General features: G+C 68.1%; 14 protein-coding genes. 5 read left to right on the forward strand and 9 right to left on the reverse strand.

Going from position 1 to position 15,914, the window contains the following annotated elements; all coding sequences use genetic code 11:
- Nucleotides 1–87 precede the first annotated feature (87 nt).
- The 5 genes from AC06FB_RS14995 to gap form a co-directional block, all read right to left on the reverse strand.
- Nucleotides 88–774, reverse strand: a complete 687-nt coding sequence (locus AC06FB_RS14995; protein WP_478053842.1) for an HAD hydrolase-like protein — start codon at nucleotides 772–774, stop codon at nucleotides 88–90.
- Complete coding sequence (locus tag AC06FB_RS15000; RefSeq protein WP_053518495.1) at nucleotides 771–1,946, reverse strand: phosphoglycerate kinase; 1,176 nt, start codon at nucleotides 1,944–1,946, stop codon at nucleotides 771–773. The genes AC06FB_RS14995 and AC06FB_RS15000 overlap by 4 nt, the downstream gene beginning before the upstream one ends.
- 123 nt (nucleotides 1,947–2,069) lie before the next feature.
- Nucleotides 2,070–3,443 (reverse strand): DUF3999 domain-containing protein, encoded by a 1,374-nt coding sequence (locus AC06FB_RS15005; RefSeq protein WP_193396514.1) that lies wholly within the window; start codon nucleotides 3,441–3,443, stop codon nucleotides 2,070–2,072.
- A complete protein-coding gene (locus AC06FB_RS15010) occupies nucleotides 3,440–6,097 on the reverse strand; it encodes a DUF2339 domain-containing protein (RefSeq protein ID WP_478053843.1) in 2,658 nt (885 codons plus the stop codon). The genes AC06FB_RS15005 and AC06FB_RS15010 overlap by 4 nt, the downstream gene beginning before the upstream one ends.
- Before the next feature lie 127 nt (nucleotides 6,098–6,224).
- The gene (gene gap / locus AC06FB_RS15015; RefSeq protein WP_053518489.1) at nucleotides 6,225–7,229 is read right to left on the reverse strand and encodes a type I glyceraldehyde-3-phosphate dehydrogenase; all 1,005 of its coding nucleotides are present in this window, start codon (nucleotides 7,227–7,229) and stop codon (nucleotides 6,225–6,227) included.
- Nucleotides 7,230–7,421: 192 nt separating this feature from the next.
- Here gap and AC06FB_RS15020 point away from each other — a divergent pair, with 192 nt between their 5' ends.
- Nucleotides 7,422–8,051: an OmpW/AlkL family protein gene (locus AC06FB_RS15020; protein WP_111186764.1), complete on the forward strand. Its 630-nt coding sequence runs from the start codon at nucleotides 7,422–7,424 to the stop codon at nucleotides 8,049–8,051.
- A gap of 97 nt (nucleotides 8,052–8,148) precedes the next feature.
- Here the strand turns inward: AC06FB_RS15020 and AC06FB_RS15025 are convergent, their stop codons facing one another.
- Entirely contained in the window at nucleotides 8,149–9,273 is a 1,125-nt protein-coding gene (locus AC06FB_RS15025; RefSeq protein WP_053518485.1) for a GGDEF domain-containing protein, read from the reverse strand.
- Nucleotides 9,274–9,387: 114 nt separating this feature from the next.
- Here AC06FB_RS15025 and AC06FB_RS15030 point away from each other — a divergent pair, with 114 nt between their 5' ends.
- Both AC06FB_RS15030 and AC06FB_RS15035 read left to right on the forward strand, forming a co-directional pair.
- The gene (locus AC06FB_RS15030) at nucleotides 9,388–10,206 is read left to right on the forward strand and encodes a S1/P1 nuclease (RefSeq protein ID WP_478053844.1); all 819 of its coding nucleotides are present in this window, start codon (nucleotides 9,388–9,390) and stop codon (nucleotides 10,204–10,206) included.
- An 11-nt stretch (nucleotides 10,207–10,217) separates the two neighbouring features.
- Nucleotides 10,218–11,018, forward strand: a complete 801-nt coding sequence (locus AC06FB_RS15035) for an MBL fold metallo-hydrolase (RefSeq protein WP_053518482.1) — start codon at nucleotides 10,218–10,220, stop codon at nucleotides 11,016–11,018.
- A gap of 55 nt (nucleotides 11,019–11,073) precedes the next feature.
- Here the strand turns inward: AC06FB_RS15035 and AC06FB_RS15040 are convergent, their stop codons facing one another.
- Genes AC06FB_RS15040 through AC06FB_RS15050 form a run of 3 tightly spaced genes read right to left on the reverse strand, consistent with a single transcriptional unit; the run spans nucleotide 11,074 to nucleotide 13,242 of the window.
- Nucleotides 11,074–11,634, reverse strand: a complete 561-nt coding sequence (locus AC06FB_RS15040; RefSeq protein WP_065175751.1) for a hypothetical protein — start codon at nucleotides 11,632–11,634, stop codon at nucleotides 11,074–11,076.
- Nucleotides 11,631–12,884 carry a M56 family metallopeptidase gene (locus tag AC06FB_RS15045; protein WP_111186767.1) on the reverse strand — a complete coding sequence of 418 codons (1,254 nt, stop codon included), beginning with the start codon at nucleotides 12,882–12,884 and terminating at the stop codon, nucleotides 11,631–11,633. Before AC06FB_RS15045 ends, AC06FB_RS15040 begins: the two co-directional genes overlap by 4 nt.
- Nucleotides 12,877–13,242 carry a BlaI/MecI/CopY family transcriptional regulator gene (locus AC06FB_RS15050; RefSeq protein ID WP_065181668.1) on the reverse strand — a complete coding sequence of 122 codons (366 nt, stop codon included), beginning with the start codon at nucleotides 13,240–13,242 and terminating at the stop codon, nucleotides 12,877–12,879. The genes AC06FB_RS15045 and AC06FB_RS15050 overlap by 8 nt, the downstream gene beginning before the upstream one ends.
- Before the next feature lie 121 nt (nucleotides 13,243–13,363).
- Between AC06FB_RS15050 and AC06FB_RS15055 the strand changes: the two genes are divergently transcribed.
- Both AC06FB_RS15055 and AC06FB_RS15060 read left to right on the forward strand, forming a co-directional pair.
- Nucleotides 13,364–13,921, forward strand: coding sequence for a flavin reductase family protein (locus AC06FB_RS15055; protein ID WP_053518474.1), 558 nt, complete (start codon nucleotides 13,364–13,366; stop codon nucleotides 13,919–13,921).
- A 33-nt stretch (nucleotides 13,922–13,954) separates the two neighbouring features.
- Nucleotides 13,955–15,907, forward strand: coding sequence for an acetyl-CoA hydrolase/transferase C-terminal domain-containing protein (locus AC06FB_RS15060; protein ID WP_346475439.1), 1,953 nt, complete (start codon nucleotides 13,955–13,957; stop codon nucleotides 15,905–15,907).
- The last annotated feature ends 7 nt before the right edge of the window (nucleotides 15,908–15,914 follow it).

Consider the following 15,914-nt stretch of genomic DNA (forward strand, 5'->3'; position numbering starts at 1 on the left):
CTCTGCGGGACATGTAACGGACATCGCCCGGACATACGCCGGCGCAGGGTGCCCGGTAGCGTCGGGCCATGCCCTGTCAAAGAGGCATCAGGCCAACAGTGTCGTCAGCTGGACCGGTTCGCGTGCCAGCTGGCCCGCACCGGCTTCAGTGAGTTCCGCTTCGCCACCAAACCCCCACAGCACGCCGATGCTTCGCAGGCCGTGGTGACGCGCGCCCTCGATATCCATGCGACGGTCGCCGATCATCCAGCACTGCGTGGGCGACACCTGCAGCCGGCGCAGCGCTTCGCCGACCAGCTCGGGCTTGTGGCTGCGCGAACCATCCAGGGTCGAGCCGATGATGTCCTCGAACAATCCGCCGAAGGGCAGATGGGCCAGGATCCGGCGCGCGTGCGGCTCGTTCTTGGCGGTGACCACCGCCAGGCGGTGGCCACGCGCATGCAAGGTGCGCAGGGCGTCCTCCACCTGGGGGTACACCGTGTGCTCGCGCCAGCCCTCGGCATCGAAGCGCTCGCGGTAGTACCCGACGGCCTGCTCCACCCGCGCCGGTTCGACGAACAGCGGCGCGAACGTGGTGCGCAGCGAAGGCCCGATCCAGCCCAGCAGGGTTTCCCGCGCCGGCACCGGATGCTCCATCTTCTGCAGCGCATAAGCGATGCAGGTGGTGATGCCCACCTGCGAATCGATCAACGTACCGTCCAGGTCGAAGAAGAGCGTCGCGCGTTCTTCCGGTGCCGGGTGGGCAGAACCGGCCTGGGTGCCGTCCGGGTTCATGCGCCGCGTGCGGCGAGCGCGGCCACGGCCGGCAGGGTCTTGCCTTCCAGGAATTCCAGGAACGCGCCGCCACCGGTGGAGATGTAGCTCACGTCCTTGGCGATGTCGAACTTGTCGACCGCTGCCAGGGTGTCGCCACCGCCGGCGATGGAGAATGCCGGGGACGTGGCGATGGCACGCGCCAGCGCTTCGGTTCCCTTGCTGAAGGCTTCAAACTCGAACACGCCGACAGGGCCGTTCCAGACCACGGTGCCGGCATTCGCAATCAGCTGCGCGTACTGGGCAGCGGTCTGCGGACCGATGTCCAGGATCAGATCATCTTCGGCGACCGCATCCACGGCCTTCACTTCGGCAATGGCGTCGGGCAGGAACTGCTTGGCCGTGACCACGTCCACCGGAAGCGGAATCTCCGCCCCGCGCGCCTTGGCGTCGGCAACGATCTTCCGGGCGGTGTCCAGCAGGTCCGGCTCGTACAGCGACTTGCCGACCTTGTAGCCGGCAGCCGCGATGAAGGTGTTGGCGATGCCGCCCCCCACGATCAGCTGGTCGACCTTGCCCACCAGGTTGGCCAGCAGTTCCAGCTTGGTGCTGACCTTGCTGCCGGCCACGATGGCCAGCAGCGGCTTGGCCGGTGCGTCCAGCGCCTGCGCCAGGGCATCCAGCTCGGCCATCAGCAGCGGGCCACCCGCGGCGACCGGGGCGAAACGGATCACGCCATGGGTGGACGCCTGCGCGCGGTGCGCGGTACCGAAGGCATCCATCACGAACACATCGCACAGCGCGGCGTACTTCTTCGACAGGGCTTCGTCATCCTTGCCCTCGCCGACGTTCATCCGGCAGTTTTCCAGCAGCACCAGCTGCCCCGGCTGCACCTCGACGCCGTCGATCCAGTCGCGCACCAGCGGCACCTCGCGACCCAGCAGTTCGGACAGGCGTGCGGCAACCGGTGCCAGCGAATCGGCTTCGCTCCACACGCCTTCCTTCGGCCGGCCCAGGTGCGAGGTGACCATCACCGCCGCGCCCTGCTCCAGTGCGCGCTTGAGCGTCGGCAGCGAAGCGGTGATGCGCTGTTCGGAAGTGATGCGGCCATTCTCGATCGGCACGTTCAGATCCTGGCGGATCAGCACGCGCTTGCCGGAGAGGTCGAGGTCGGTCATGCGGACGATGGACATGGGCAACTCTTGGGCTCAGGGACGGGGTGCCGGCGTTCGGCAGACCGTCATTGTATCGGCTGCGGCAGAACGGATGGCGCCGGCCGCAGCGCCGCTCCATGCGCGGCCGGGATTCGTCGGGATCTACGCCGAAGGCGAAGGCTTCTGCCTGAGCAGGCTGACCGCCAGACCGCCCACGACCAGGACCCCCACGCCCAGCAGCGCCCACAGCAGCCAGGCCTTCCAGTCCCGCTGCGGTTCCAGCGCTGCGTCTCCGGCCAGCGGCTCGGGACGGCCCTCCAGGCGTGCCAGCGTCGGCTGCCAGGCCGGATCGTTGCGCTGGCGAAGTTCCTCGATCAGCACCCCGATCGGCGCCTCCGCGCGGCGCGCCGTCGCGCTGCCCACCGCCAGTGCATAGGGCGCAGCGCCCTGGCTCAGGAACACCATCACTTCCGGCTGGTAGCCCAGGCGCAGGGTGGGGGCGCCGGCGATCTCCGCCGGGCTTGCCACCAGCTTCCAGTAGCGGTCGCGGTGCACATCGCCCAGCACCTGCGCCGCCGACTGCTGACGCGGGCCCTGCGTTCCCTGCTGCAGCTGATAGGCGATCCACGGTGCACTGCGTCGTTGCCACTGCGCGCCTTCATCGTCGCGGCTGAACAGCGTCCACTGCACCAGGCTGTTGTCGGTACTGGCGACATCGGCGCGCGCGATCGGGAAACGGCCGTCCAGTTCGAAGGTGTATTCGCCCTTGCCCTGCGCTGTCGGCGTCAGTGACAGCCATTCCCACGGCAACGTCGCCGGTGCCGGCGGAAGCTCGGCGAGCACGCCATGCAGGGCAGGCAGTCGCGCGTCGCCCTGCGGCAGCACGCGCAGATAGCGCGCATTGCCGTCAACCTGCAGGCGTCGCTGCAGCAATCGTTTGCCGGCGCGCTGCAGGTCCACCAGCGGAATGTCCCGACCGATGGAGCGCCAATGCTGCAGGTCATCGCTGGCATCAAGCTGCACCTGCGCCTGCAGCGGCTGGCCACTGTCGGCCCAATCCAGCACCAGCGCCGCCAGCGGCTGCTGGCCGAGCACGCTGGCATCGATCAGCCAGCCGCCCTGCCCGTTCACCGTTCCGGCGCCGACACGCGCTTCGACCCGGCGCACACGGCCGTCGGTATCGCGCTCGGTCAGCAACTGCAGGTCGTTGCGTTGTGAATCGGCCAGCGGCGGCAGTGCGAACCAGGGCAGCTCGCGCTGCACCGGCGGCTGTGCCAGCGGCGCGTCCGGTGCCAGCAATGCCGACGGCAGGGCCTGTCCGGCCGCGTTGAACACCTGCAGGTCACCCAGGTCTGCTGCGCCTGCACGGCGGTAGATCGCCGGTTCCAGCACCACCCGATAGGCGCCGGACTGCGCACTGGACAGCGTCAGCGGCCACTGCTCGGCGTACTGCGTGCGGTAGTCGGACGCGTGTACGGCCATGGTGGCGAACAGGCCCAGCATCGCCGGCACCACCATCCTGCTCCACATTCTCATTGGTTCTCCTCCACGGATGGCACCGCGCCCGGTGGCGCCGGTGCCAGATAGCCGACGACCGTACACAGCAGGCCATAGGCGATGAACGATGCGATCCCGAGCAGGTTGCCCAGGTGCTGGCGGTCGATGAGGACCAGTTTGGCCAGGACCACGCCCATCAGCACCGCACCGACCATCCACAACACACGCTGGCCACGACGCGAGCCCCATACCCAGGCGATCACGCCGAGCACGCTCCACAGCACGGTCAGGCTGGTCTGGGCCAAGCTGTAGCGCGCCATCGACGTACTCCAGGCCAGTCCCCCCCAGTGGTGCACGCCATGCAGGACCAGGCTGGTCAGGGCGATGAAGCCCGCCAGTGCCAGCACCGGCAGGCGCAGCCTGCGCAGCGCGGGCGGTGCCACATCGCTGTACAGCCAGCGCGCCAGCAGCAACAGGCTCAGCCACTGCCCCATCTCGGCCGGGTTCAGCACCGGCAGCCACGGCAGCGGTGCCGCGGTGCCCGGCAGCAGCTGGCCCAGCAGCCATCCGGTCGCCAGCAGCGCGAACAACACGCACTGCAGCGGCACGCGTGCGGTATCGAATGCCGGGCCCAGCGGCCAGCGCAGCCAATCCCAGCGCCACAGTGACAGCGCGGCCAGCAGCAGCCAGGGCAGCGTCACCAGCAGCAACGTCCAGCCCTGTGCCAGGCCGGCCTCGCCGCCTCCCCACAGGGCCAGCAGCGAAAGCAGCGATGGCCACAGCAGCCACCACAGGAACTGGGCGATGCGCGCCACCGTGTCGCCGCCCTGGCGCAGGCACAGCAACGTGCGCACCCCCAGCACGGCGAACAGCGCCCATGCCAGGGCGCCGTGGCCCGCGAACGGTTGCTGGTGCGCATGGCTTTGCGCCAATGCCAATGGGAACGCCATCGCCAGCATCGCAAGTGCGGTCATCCCCAGCGCACGTGCCGGTTGCCGGCGCTGCACCTCGGCGGCCAGCCAGGCGGTCGCCGCCGCCAGCACCAGCAGTGCATCGGCCTGCGAGGCATGCGCGAGGAAACGCCCGATCTCGTGCACCCAGCCGCCGAGCCACCACAGCAGGCCCCACAGGTAGTAGACCAGGGCGATCTCATGACGTGCCCGGCGCTGGTAGTTCCAGGCCGACGCCAACCCCGCCACGGCCAGCAGCAGCGCACCGATCGCGGTGGGATTGAGCAGCAGACGCGCGTCCTCGTGCCAGTGGTTGCCACCTGCCACGAAGGCGAATGCCGCCGCCATCTGCAGCAGCGCAGCGGACACCTGTGGCAGCCAGCGCCTCTGGCGCAGACCGAGCCAGGCCAGCCCGGCACCTTCCAGCGCGAACACCGCACCGGTGGCACGGGCGGACAAGGCCAGCGGCACGGCCAGCGTGGCGAAACCCACCGCCAGCACCGCGTGCGACTGCGCCAGCACCGTATACGAGGCCCGGGCGATCAAGGCACGCGCCAGCACCGCGTAGATCACCGCCAGGCCCAGCGCGCACAGTGCCAGTGTCATCGGCTGTTCGTGCAGCATCGCCGCCTGCAGCGAGAAGGCGATCAACGGCGTGCCGAACACCAGGCTGCCATCGACCAGATCGCGGCGACCGGCTGGCTGCCTGCGCGCGTACAGCAGGGGAATCAGCAGATAGAAGGCGAAGAACAGCAGCAGGAACGGTTCGGTGCTGGAGAACTTCTCGGCCCTGTACTGAAGCACGCCCCAGAACGTGCCGATACCGAAGGTGAACGCGAAGCCCAGCAGGTTCAGCGCGCGCCACGGACGGAACCAGGCGATGGCGAAGATGCCGGCGTTGAGCACTGCGTAGTAGCTGAAGAGGCCGACATGGTTGCCACTTCCGGTCGACAGCCACAGCGGGGCCATGAAGCCCGCCAGGATGCCCAGCACCGCCAGGGTGCGCGAGTTCTGCAGCACTGCCAGCACGCACAGGCCGGCGACCAGCGCGATCGAACTGGCGAACGCAAATCCCGGCGCAAGCAGTTCAAAACGCTTGAATGCCGCGAAGATGGTCAGCAGCAGCACACCGATGGCGCCGCCCTGCAGGGCCAGCGCGAACAGGCGCCGGCGTTCGCGCTGATGCCAGCCGAAGGCCAGCAGGCCCAGCGCACCAGCGGTGACGGCCGCCAGCCGGAGTTCGACCGGGAGCACCAGCCAGCCCTGGTCACTGACGTACTTCAGCAGCGCGGCAACACCGGCCAGCAGCACCAGCATGCCGATCTTGACCGGCACGTTGCCCTCGGTGAACCAGCGTTTGACGGCGCCGATGCCACGCTCGAAGAAGCCCGGCCCGGCCGGCTCGACCGGCGGCGCAGGCGGGGGCGGCGTGGCCGGCAGCGGTGGTGGTGGCGGCGCTGCCTGCCGCGGCGGCGCCGGCACGGAGGATTCCGGCGCATGGGCCGCCACGGGAGAAGGTGCTGCCGCAGCCCGCGGTCGCTCCATGGCTGGCGCGTCCGTTGCCGGAACGGGGGCGGGCCCGGGCGGTGGCGCGGCAGCGCGCGGCGATTGCGACACATCGGCCAGTGCGCTCTCAAGCGCAGCGACCCGGCGCCGCAGGCCGGCGATCATCACCAGCGCGACCACCAGCAGCAGCGGAATCGCCAGCAGTATCAATACGACCAGGGCTATCAGTGCTTCCATTGCGTGCCTTCCCATGCGATCCCGCGCCCCTGCGGCGGCGGTCGGACCGCCCCATGCTACGACAGGGCCGGTCCCTCAAACGACGAACCCCGGCCAGGCCGGGGTTCGTGCGCGATCTTCGCCGGCCTTACTTGGCGGCGACGACCCTGGCCATTTCCAGGCACTTGTTGGAGTAGCCCCACTCGTTGTCGTACCACGACACGAGCTTGACGAAGGTACCGTCCAGGGCAATGCCGGCTTCGGCATCGAACACCGACGTGTGGGTCTCACCGCGGAAGTCGGTAGCCACGACCTTGTCTTCGGTGTAGCCGAGGATGCCCTTCAGCGCGCCTTCGCTCTGTGCCTTCACTTCGGCGCAGATCTCGGCGTAGGTGGCTTCCTTTTCCAGCTCGACGGTCAGGTCGACCACCGACACGTCCGAGGTCGGCACGCGGAAGCTCATGCCGGTGAGCTTCTTGTTCAGTTCCGGAATGACCACGCCGACCGCCTTGGCCGCACCGGTGGAGGACGGAATGATGTTCTCCAGGATGCCGCGGCCGCCGCGCCAGTCCTTGTTGGACGGGCCGTCAACGGTCTTCTGGGTAGCCGTGGCGGCGTGCACGGTGGTCATCAGGCCACGCTTGATGCCCCACTTGTCATTGATGACCTTGGCCAGCGGGGCCAGGCAGTTGGTGGTGCACGAGGCGTTGGAGATGATCGCCTGGCCGGCGTAGGTCTTGTCGTTCACGCCGAACACGAACATCGGCGTATCGTCCTTGGACGGGGCGGACAGGATGACCTTCTTGGCGCCGGCATCGATGTGCTTCTGCGCGGTTTCCTTGGTCAGGAACAGACCGGTGGACTCGATGACCACGTCCACGCCCACTTCGTCCCACTTCAGGTTGGCCGGATCGCGTTCCTGGGTCAGGCGGATCTTCTTGCCGTTGACCAGCAGGTCGTTGCCCTGCACCGACACGTCAGCCTTGAAGCGACCGTGCACGGAGTCGTACTTGAGCATGTAGGCCAGGTAATCCGGCTCCAGCAGATCGTTGATGGCCACGATTTCGATGTCGTCGCCGAAGTTCAGCACCGCCGAGCGCAGGACGTTACGCCCGATGCGACCGAAACCGTTGATACCAACCTTGATTGCCATTTCTCAAGCTCCTGCAGCCGCGACGGGTGCGGCGGGGTGGATAGGGCCCACAAGTCTAGCAGGCCCGGCCTGGCCACCGCCGGCCAGACCGGGCCGGTGGCGGGCGGGCTGGCCGGATTTGATCCGGATCAAAGCGTTAGCGCGGCGTGAGGCCGAGACTGGCCCCATCCACCCCGCAACGAGAACACCCCCATGCGCAAGACCTCTCCCCTGATCGTGGCCAGCCTGGCCGCCGCCCTGTCCCTCGCCGCCGCCCCGGCGATGGCCCAGTCCAAGGGCGACTGGACCCTTTCGGCCGGCGTGCACCAGGTGGCGCCGAAGTCGAACAACGGTTGGCTGGCCGGTGGCACGCTGAAGGTCGACGTCGACAACGACGTCAAGCCGACCATCACCGGTGAGTACTTCATCGCTGACAACCTGGGCATCGAAGTGCTGGCGGCACTGCCGTTCAAGCACGACATCAACATCAACGGCCTCGGCCGTGTCGGCAGCACCAAGCAGCTGCCGCCGGTGGTGACCGTGCAGTACCACTTCAACAGCAAGGGCAAGGTGTCGCCGTTCATCGGTGCGGGCGTGAACTACACGACCTTCTTCAGCGAAGACACCACGGGCGCGCTCAAGGACAGCCGACTGAAGCTGCAGGACTCCTGGGGTCTGGCCGCGCACGCCGGCGTGGACTTCGCGATCGGCGAGAGGGGCGCGCTGCGCGTGGACATGCGCTGGATCGACATCGACAGCAAGGTGAAGCTGGACGGCCAGAAGATCGGTACGGTCAACATCGATCCGCTGGTCTACGGCGCCTCCTACGTCTTCAAGTTCTGAGCGCGGCCTCCGGCGTGGCGGGCCTGCCCCGCCCTCCGGCCAACCGCTGAACCCTCCGCAGCATGTTGCCCCGGTGATCGCCGGGGCTTTTTTCGGCTTACCCATCCGTGGCCACCTCCACCCGGTTGCGCCCGGACGCCTTGGCCCGATACAGCGCGGCATCCGCACGCGCCAGTGCCTGCTCCAGCGAATCGGCGCCATCGTCATGCCACCGCGCCACACCAATACTGACGCTCACCACCGGCGCGGCGTCCGAATCGGCATGGGCGATCGCCAGCGCCTGGACCTGCTGACGCATCCGCTCGAACGGCGCGGTTTCCGGCTCGCCTGGCGACCACTGCCCCAGCGCCACGAACTCCTCACCGCCGTACCGCGCCACCACCGAGTCAGCGCCGCGAAGCTGCGCGGCCAGCGTCACCGCCACCGCATGCAGGACCGCATCGCCCGCCGGGTGACCATGATGGTCGTTGTAGCGCTTGAAGTAGTCGATGTCGATCATCGCGATGCGCAAGGCGCCACGCGCGTGCGGCCGGCGGAGATAACGCTGGAAGATCTGGTTGGCACGACGATCGAATGCGCGCCGGTTGAGCAATCCGGTCAATCCGTCGTGGTTGGCCAGTGCATCCAGCCGCTGCTCGGCGCGCCAGGTTGCACGCGCCTGCCTTTCCAGGATGTAACTACCGAAGATGCCAGCCAGGTTGCTGGCCAGCACGAACGTCACGCTCTGCAGCATCTGCGCCCAGTGCCGGCCGACCTGCAGCTCCGCCAGCACGAACGCCGATGCGATCAGGGTTCCGGTCAGCGTGGCGACGCCGAAGCGCAGGCCACACAGGAAGTAGTTCAGCAGCAGGAACAGGCTGACGCCTTCATAGGGATAATCCACGCCGGCGCGATGCGCCGTCCAGATCATCGTCACCAGCGCCAGCCCGCTGATCAGCACAGCACCGCCCCCCAGCCATTGCAGATGGCGGCGGAACGCTGGGACGAAGGTGAGTGCTACCGCCACCAGCAGTACCGGCAGCAGCAGCCCGAGCCGCCAGCGCAGCACCTGTGCATGCACATCCGGCGGAAGCCAGAAATGGTCCAGCACGGCAAAGCCGATTGAAAAGATGCCGGCAACGGCACAGGCCCAGCGCATCCGCCAGACCACCTGTTCATCGAACGCGCGGGCAAAGCCGTCGTCCGCATGTATTGCCGTGATGCGCCGGTCCGTGATGCTCATCGCGATGTCCCCGCCCGTGGCCGCGCCACCGTAACGGTCCGCGCATCAAGGGGGCGTGGCGAGCGGCCATGCTGGATCAAACGCGTCCGGCCGCCGCCCCGCTAGAATGCCGGCATGAAAGCCCTGCATTCCCTGTTCCTCGCCGCCGCGATCGCGCCGGCTCTGCTGTCCGCCTCCGCCCCTGCCCATGCCTGGGGCGCGCAAGGTCATCGCCTTGTCGCTGAGGTAGCGGATTCCCGCCTCTCGCCCGCTGCACGCGCCGAAGTCGACCGCCTGCTGGCCACCGAACCCGGTGCCACCCTCGCCAGCGTGGCGCCCTGGGCCGACCAGCTGCGTGCCAAGGACCCGGGCCTCGGCCGCCGTTCCGCCGGCTGGCATTACGTCAACATCGCCGAAGACGGCTGCCACTACGAAGCGCTCAGGCACTGCACCAACGGCAACTGCATCGTCGAAGCGCTGAAGGCGCAGAGCGCGATCCTCGGCGATCGCAGCCTGACCGACGGCGAGCGGCTGCAGGCCCTGAAGTTCGTGGTGCATCTGGTCGGCGACATCCACCAGCCAATGCATGCCGGCTACGGTCACGACAAGGGCGGCAACGACTTCCAGCTTCAGTACGGCAACCGCGGCACCAACCTCCATTCGCTGTGGGACAGCGGCATGCTCAACACCCGCAAGCTGGACGACAACGGCTATCTGCCGGTGCTGCGGTCGCTGCCGGCGCCGAAACTGGCGCGCCAGTCCAATCCGCAGCGCGATCCGCAGGCGTGGGCTGAAGCCAGCTGCCGCATTTCGATGCAAGCCGGCGTTTATCCAGCCTCGCGTAAGATCGGCGATGAATACACCGCGCGCTACCGCCCGGTGGCGGAAGCGCAGCTGCGGCTGGCCGGCGAGAATCTGGCGCAGCTGCTGAACCGCGTGCTCGCCGCACGCTGAGGAGGTTGCCGATGCCGGTCCAGGTCCAGTCGTTCTTCCATCGTGACAGCAATACCTTCAGCTACCTGGTCAGCGACCCGGCCAGCGGCGAGGCTGCGCTGATCGATCCGGTCCTGGACTACGACCCGGACACCGATGCCAGCAGCGAGTCGCCGGTCCAGCCGGCACTGCACGCGATCGAGCAGCAGGGGCTGCGGCTGAGGTGGCTGCTGGAGACCCACGCCCACGCCGACCATGTGTCGGCCGGGCGGCGGCTCAAGCAGCGTTTCCCTCACGCCACGCTGGCCATCGGTGAAGGCATCCGCGCCGTACAGGCGACCTTTGCGCCGCGGTTCGGCCTGCAGCTTCCTGCCGCGGACGACATCTTCGACCACCTGTTCGCCGACGGCGAGACCTTCACGCTGGGCGAAGTGCGCGGCCAGGTCATCGCCGTGCCCGGCCACACCAGCGACAGCATCGCCTACCTGATCGGCGACGCACTGTTTACGGGCGATTCGCTGTTCATGCCCGACGGCGGTACCGCCCGCTGCGATTTCCCCGGCGGCGATGCGGCGCAGCTGTACCGCTCGATCCAGCGCCTGCTGGCGCTGCCCGAGTCCACCCGTGTGTTCGTCTGCCACGACTATGGCCCGGGCGGCCGCGACATCGCCAACGAGACCACCATCGGCGAGCAGCGCGCGCGCAACATCCACGTGCATGACGGCGTGGCCGAGGCCGACTTCGTCAGCGTGCGCCAGGCCCGCGACGCCACGCTGGCCGAACCGGCGCTGATGCAACCGGCGGTGAAGGCCAACATCCAGGGCGGCGCCTGATCGACGCCGCTGTACTGGCCGGACATGGCCCGGCGCTACCCGGCATCACGCGCGATCATTTCCCCTGCGTACGGACCGTCTGCCGGCCCTTCACGATCTCGAAGGTGAAGGCGTACAGCAGGCTGACCGGCACCGGCTCGATGCGCTCGGCGCTCCCGCAGTCGCCGCGGTCGGCTGGGACCTTGCCGACCGGGTAGTGGCAGACCGCGGCAGCGCTGTACTTCCACATCGCCACCGCCTCCTGCGCCGCCTGCAGCAGCGGCGCGTTCTCCGCTGCAGCGCCGGCGGCGCACTCGGGGCGGTCAGTCAGCGGCAGGCTGCGCTCTACCATGCCTTCCGCATCGACCACCACCTGCAGGCAGATGGTGGTGGGCGCCAGTTCGGTACGCGGATCGCGGTCGCCCACCTTCGGATCAGGCGCCGCATACAGCTGCGGCATCCGATAGCCTTCGCCCGCTGCCAGCGCATAGGCCTGCACCTGACCGCTGCCGCCCGCCGCTGTGGGCTGCAACCGCTGATGGCCGACACTCTCGCTGCGGGTGTCAACCGTGCCCAGTCGCTCCTGGGTGGCACAGCCGGCCAGCAGCGTGGCCAACAGCAGCGCGGCCTGCCTCACCGCGCGCGCTCCGCTTCCCTCTCGTCCTCACTCATGGAGAACGTCAGTGGAATCCGCACGGCGGAAGCCACCGGACGCCCATCCTTCAGGGCCGGCCGGAAGGTCCAGCCCTTGGCGGCCGTGATCGACACCGCATCGAACACACCGGGATTGGTGGCACTGAGCACCTGTACGTCGGTCGGCCTGCCCTCTGCGTCGATCTCGACCTTCAAGGTGACGACGCCGGTCAGGCCCTGCTGGAAAGCAGACTCCGGATACTTCGGCGGTGCCATCCTCTCGACCTGCGCAGAACGCTGCAGGCCGGCCGCAGCGGCATCGGCCTGCGCGTACTCGGCGGGCTCGACGCCGATCGACGACACGCCGGCCATCCCGAGCTGGCTTGCCCACGCCACCGTGGCCAGGCCCGCGCACACCCCGACCACCAGCACCTGCCCGAACACCCACGGCAATGCCTTCCGCTTGGACTGCTTCAACATGGCGATTCGCTCCTTCAACACGGGTTGGCTGCGCCAGTGACACACTGCCGGCGCAACCGGGTGAACCAGCTGTGCCTTCAGCAGCGTGCTGGCGTAAAGTCCGCGCAGCGCAGGCTGCGTGGCAATGGTGCGGGCATCGCAGGCCAGTTCCTGGTCGCGCAGGAACCTGCGTGTTGCCCACGGCATCAGCGGATGGAACCAGAACGCTGCGCGTGCAAGCAGCAACGCGCCGTTCGCCCAGTGATCGCCATTGCGGCGATGGCTGCGTTCATGTGCCAGGATCAAGCCCTGCTCGCGTGCATCGAACTGCTGGTCGAAATCGGGGCCGACCACGATGCGCGGCCGCCACAGGCCGACCAGGGCCGGCAGACCGGGATCGGCACTGGCCTGCCAGCTGCCGTCGACGCGCGCCTGCAGACGGCCCAGGACACGTTCGAAGCGCTGCTGCGCGCGCAGGCTGCGCAGCAGACTGATCGCCACGCCAAGCATCCAGGCCAGCAGCAACCATTGCGGCCAGCGCATGACCTGGGTCGGCTCGCCCTCCGGCGCGACAGGCATCACGTTCAGGGGCAGGGTCGGCACATGCTGCAGCAGGGGCAGCGCAGGCAACGGCAACAACAGGCCTGCCAGCAGCAGGGGCAACAACCACCAGCTGCGGTAGGCCAGCGAGGGCCCTCCCAGCCGCAGCAGCAGCGGCCGCATCGCCGCCAGCAGGATCACCGCCAGCGCCAGCCACACGCTGGCCCGCCACACGCTGTCGAGCACCTCACTCATGGTCCAGCTCCTGGATCAGTTTCTTCAGTTCGGCGATGTCCTGCGCGCTGAGCTGGCCGCGCTCACTGAAATGGGCTACCAGTGGCGCCACCCGTCCTTCGAACACCCGGCCCAGAAAGTCCTGGCTCTGCGCCGCCACCCAGGCCTCGCGCTGCAGCAGCGGCCGATACAGATAGCGGCGGCCTTCGCGTTCGGCAGCGATCGCGCCCTTGGTCAGCAGGCGGTTGAGCAGCGTCTTGATGGTCGGTTCGGCCCAGTCCCGGTGGGCCAGTGCGGCAACCACCTCATCGGCACCGCGGGGCGCCTGCTGCCACAGCACTTCCATCACGACGGCTTCGGCCTCACTGATCGGATTCATTGTTTACGCCCGTAATCGACAATTCGATTACGCACGTAATCAAAACTGCTGTCAAGCCCTCCATCGACCTGCACTTCATGCGCTCTGGCCCAGCATCGGCCCTTCCGGTCCCGGAGTGCGCATGAAACCGCTGCCCAAGAAGGATTTCCCCGTCGAACAGGCCCGCCGCTTCCTCGAACCCGGCCCGATCGTGCTGGTCAGCACCGCGTGGCGTGGCCAGCGCAACCTGATGACGATGGGCTGGCACATGGTGATGGGCTTCTCGCCATCACTGGTGGCGACCTATCTGTGGAACGAGAACCACAGCTTCGCGCTGGCGCGGGGCAGCGGCGAATGCGTGATCAATGTGCCGGGCGTGGAGCTGCTCGATACCGTAGTGGACATCGGCAACTGCAGCGGGCGGGAGGTCGACAAGTTCGCGCACTTCGGCCTCGATGCCCTCCCCGCCCGCGAGGTCGGCGCGCCGCTGGTCGGCCAGTGCCATTCGTGCTTCGAGTGCCGCCTGTACGACGACAGCCAGATCGAGACCAGCAACCTTTTCATCTGGGAGATCGTGCGTGCCCACGTCGCGCCACGGCCGAAACTGCCGCGCACCGTGCACTACCGCGGCGATGGCCGCTTCATGGTGGCCGGTGCGGAAGTCTCGCGTCGACGGCGGTTCAAGCCCGACATGCTGTAATGCCGGAACTCCCCTTACGCAGGACTGCCCCGGATGACCGAACACCTCACCGACCTGGACGCCGCCGTCGATTGGCTGTTCGCGCGCGTGGAAGGGCCGCTGCGGATCGGAGCACCGCTGGCGCTGGGCAAGCCACACCGGTTGCTCAATGCACTGTATGCACGGGTCGAGAACGATCCCTCGCACCCCCTCCAGCTCTACACTGCGCTGTCGTTGAATCCGCCGAAGGTGCGGGGCAGCGGCTTGGAGGCCCGCTTCCTGGGCCCCTTCGCGCAGCGCCATTTCGGCGAGGATTTCCCCCGCCTGGCCTACGCCGACGCGATCGCCCGTGACGCACTGCCCGCCCATGTGCAGGTGGAGGAGTTCTACATGCAGTCCGGCGCCCTGCTCGGTTCCCGGCAGGCGCAGTCCAGCTACACCAGCCTCAACTACACCCATGCCGCAGATGCGGTGGCCCAGCGCGCGCCGCAGGTGATCGTGCAGAAGGTGGCGATGCGCCCGGACGATCGCCGCCTCTCGTTGTCCTGCAACAACGACATCACCCAGGACACACTCGATGCAATCGCCGCACGCGGCCTGTCGCGTCCGCTGATGGTGGCCGAGATCGATCCGCAGCTGCCTTATCTGGGCGGCACCGCCACGGTCGATGTGTCCTTCTTCGATCTGGTCATCACCCCGCCGCCGCCGTATCCGGCGCTGTTCGGCCTGCCGCGGCAGCCGGTCGCCGACGCCGACTATGCGATCGGCCTGTATGCCAGCACCCTGGTGCGCGATGGCGGCACGCTGCAGATCGGCATCGGCACGCTGGCCGATGCACTCAGCCATGCACTGGTGCTGCGGCATACCGACAACGCGCGCTACCGGCGCGTGCTGCACGCGCTGGATCCGCAGCTTGCGCGGCATCCGCTGGTACAGGAAATCGGCGGCCTGGAGCCGTTCGAGATCGGCCTGTACGGCTGCAGCGAGATGCTCAACGAGGGCTTCCGGCGGCTGGTTCAGACCGGCGTGATCAAGCGCAAGGTGCATGACGACCTCGCGCTGATGCAGCGCATCGAGAACGGCAGCACGCTGTCCATCGACCATGCCACGCTGGCCGCCGAAGGCGAATACCTGCATGGCGCGTTCTACCTGGGCTCGCCGGAGTTCTACCAGTGGCTGCGCGAGCTGCCGGCGGATGAACGTCGCGCCATCGGCATGCGCCGCATCAGTGAGATCAACCAGCTTTACGGCGGCAACGAGACGCTGGAGCGCCTGCAGCGCCGCCATGCACGCTTCTTCAATTCCTGCATGATGGCCACTGCGCTGGGTGCGGCGGTCTCCGATGCCCTGGACGATGGCCGCGTGGTCTCCGGCGTCGGCGGCCAGTACAACTTCGTGGCGATGGCCCATGCCCTGCCGGAAGCACGCAGCGTGCTGATGTTCCGCGCCGCGCGCGATGACAAGGGCCAGCGCGAATCGAACGTGCGCTGGAACTATGGCCACACCACCATTCCCCGCCATCTGCGTGATATCTACCTGGACGAGTACGGCATCGCCGACCTGCGCGGGTTGACCGACGAGGACTGCGTGCAGGCGATGGTGGCGATCACCGAGGCGCCGTTCCAGCAGGGCCTGCTGCAGCAGGCACAGGCCGCACGCAAGCTGCTGGCCGCACCGCAGCCCGATCCGCAGCGGCTGCAGCGCAATACACCGCAGGCCCTGGCCGCAGCGCTGGCCCCCTTCCGCTCCGACGGCACTCTGCCCGACTACCCGCTGGGCAGCGACTTCAATGAGATCGAGCAGGTGCTGGTGAAGGCGCTGGGCTGGTTGAAGGCCAACACGCAGACCCGCGGCGACAAGCTGCGTACCGTCTGGGCAGCGCTGCGGCAACCGGCCGGCGATGGCGATGCGGTGTACCTGCAGCGCATGGGCCTGCAGTCACCGAAGGACTTCCACGAGCGGCTGGACGCGCGCCTGCTGCGGCTGGCGCTGGCACGCACGGCCTGAAGCCGGT

This window comes from Stenotrophomonas sp. Steno-C15 (assembly GCF_056393265.1).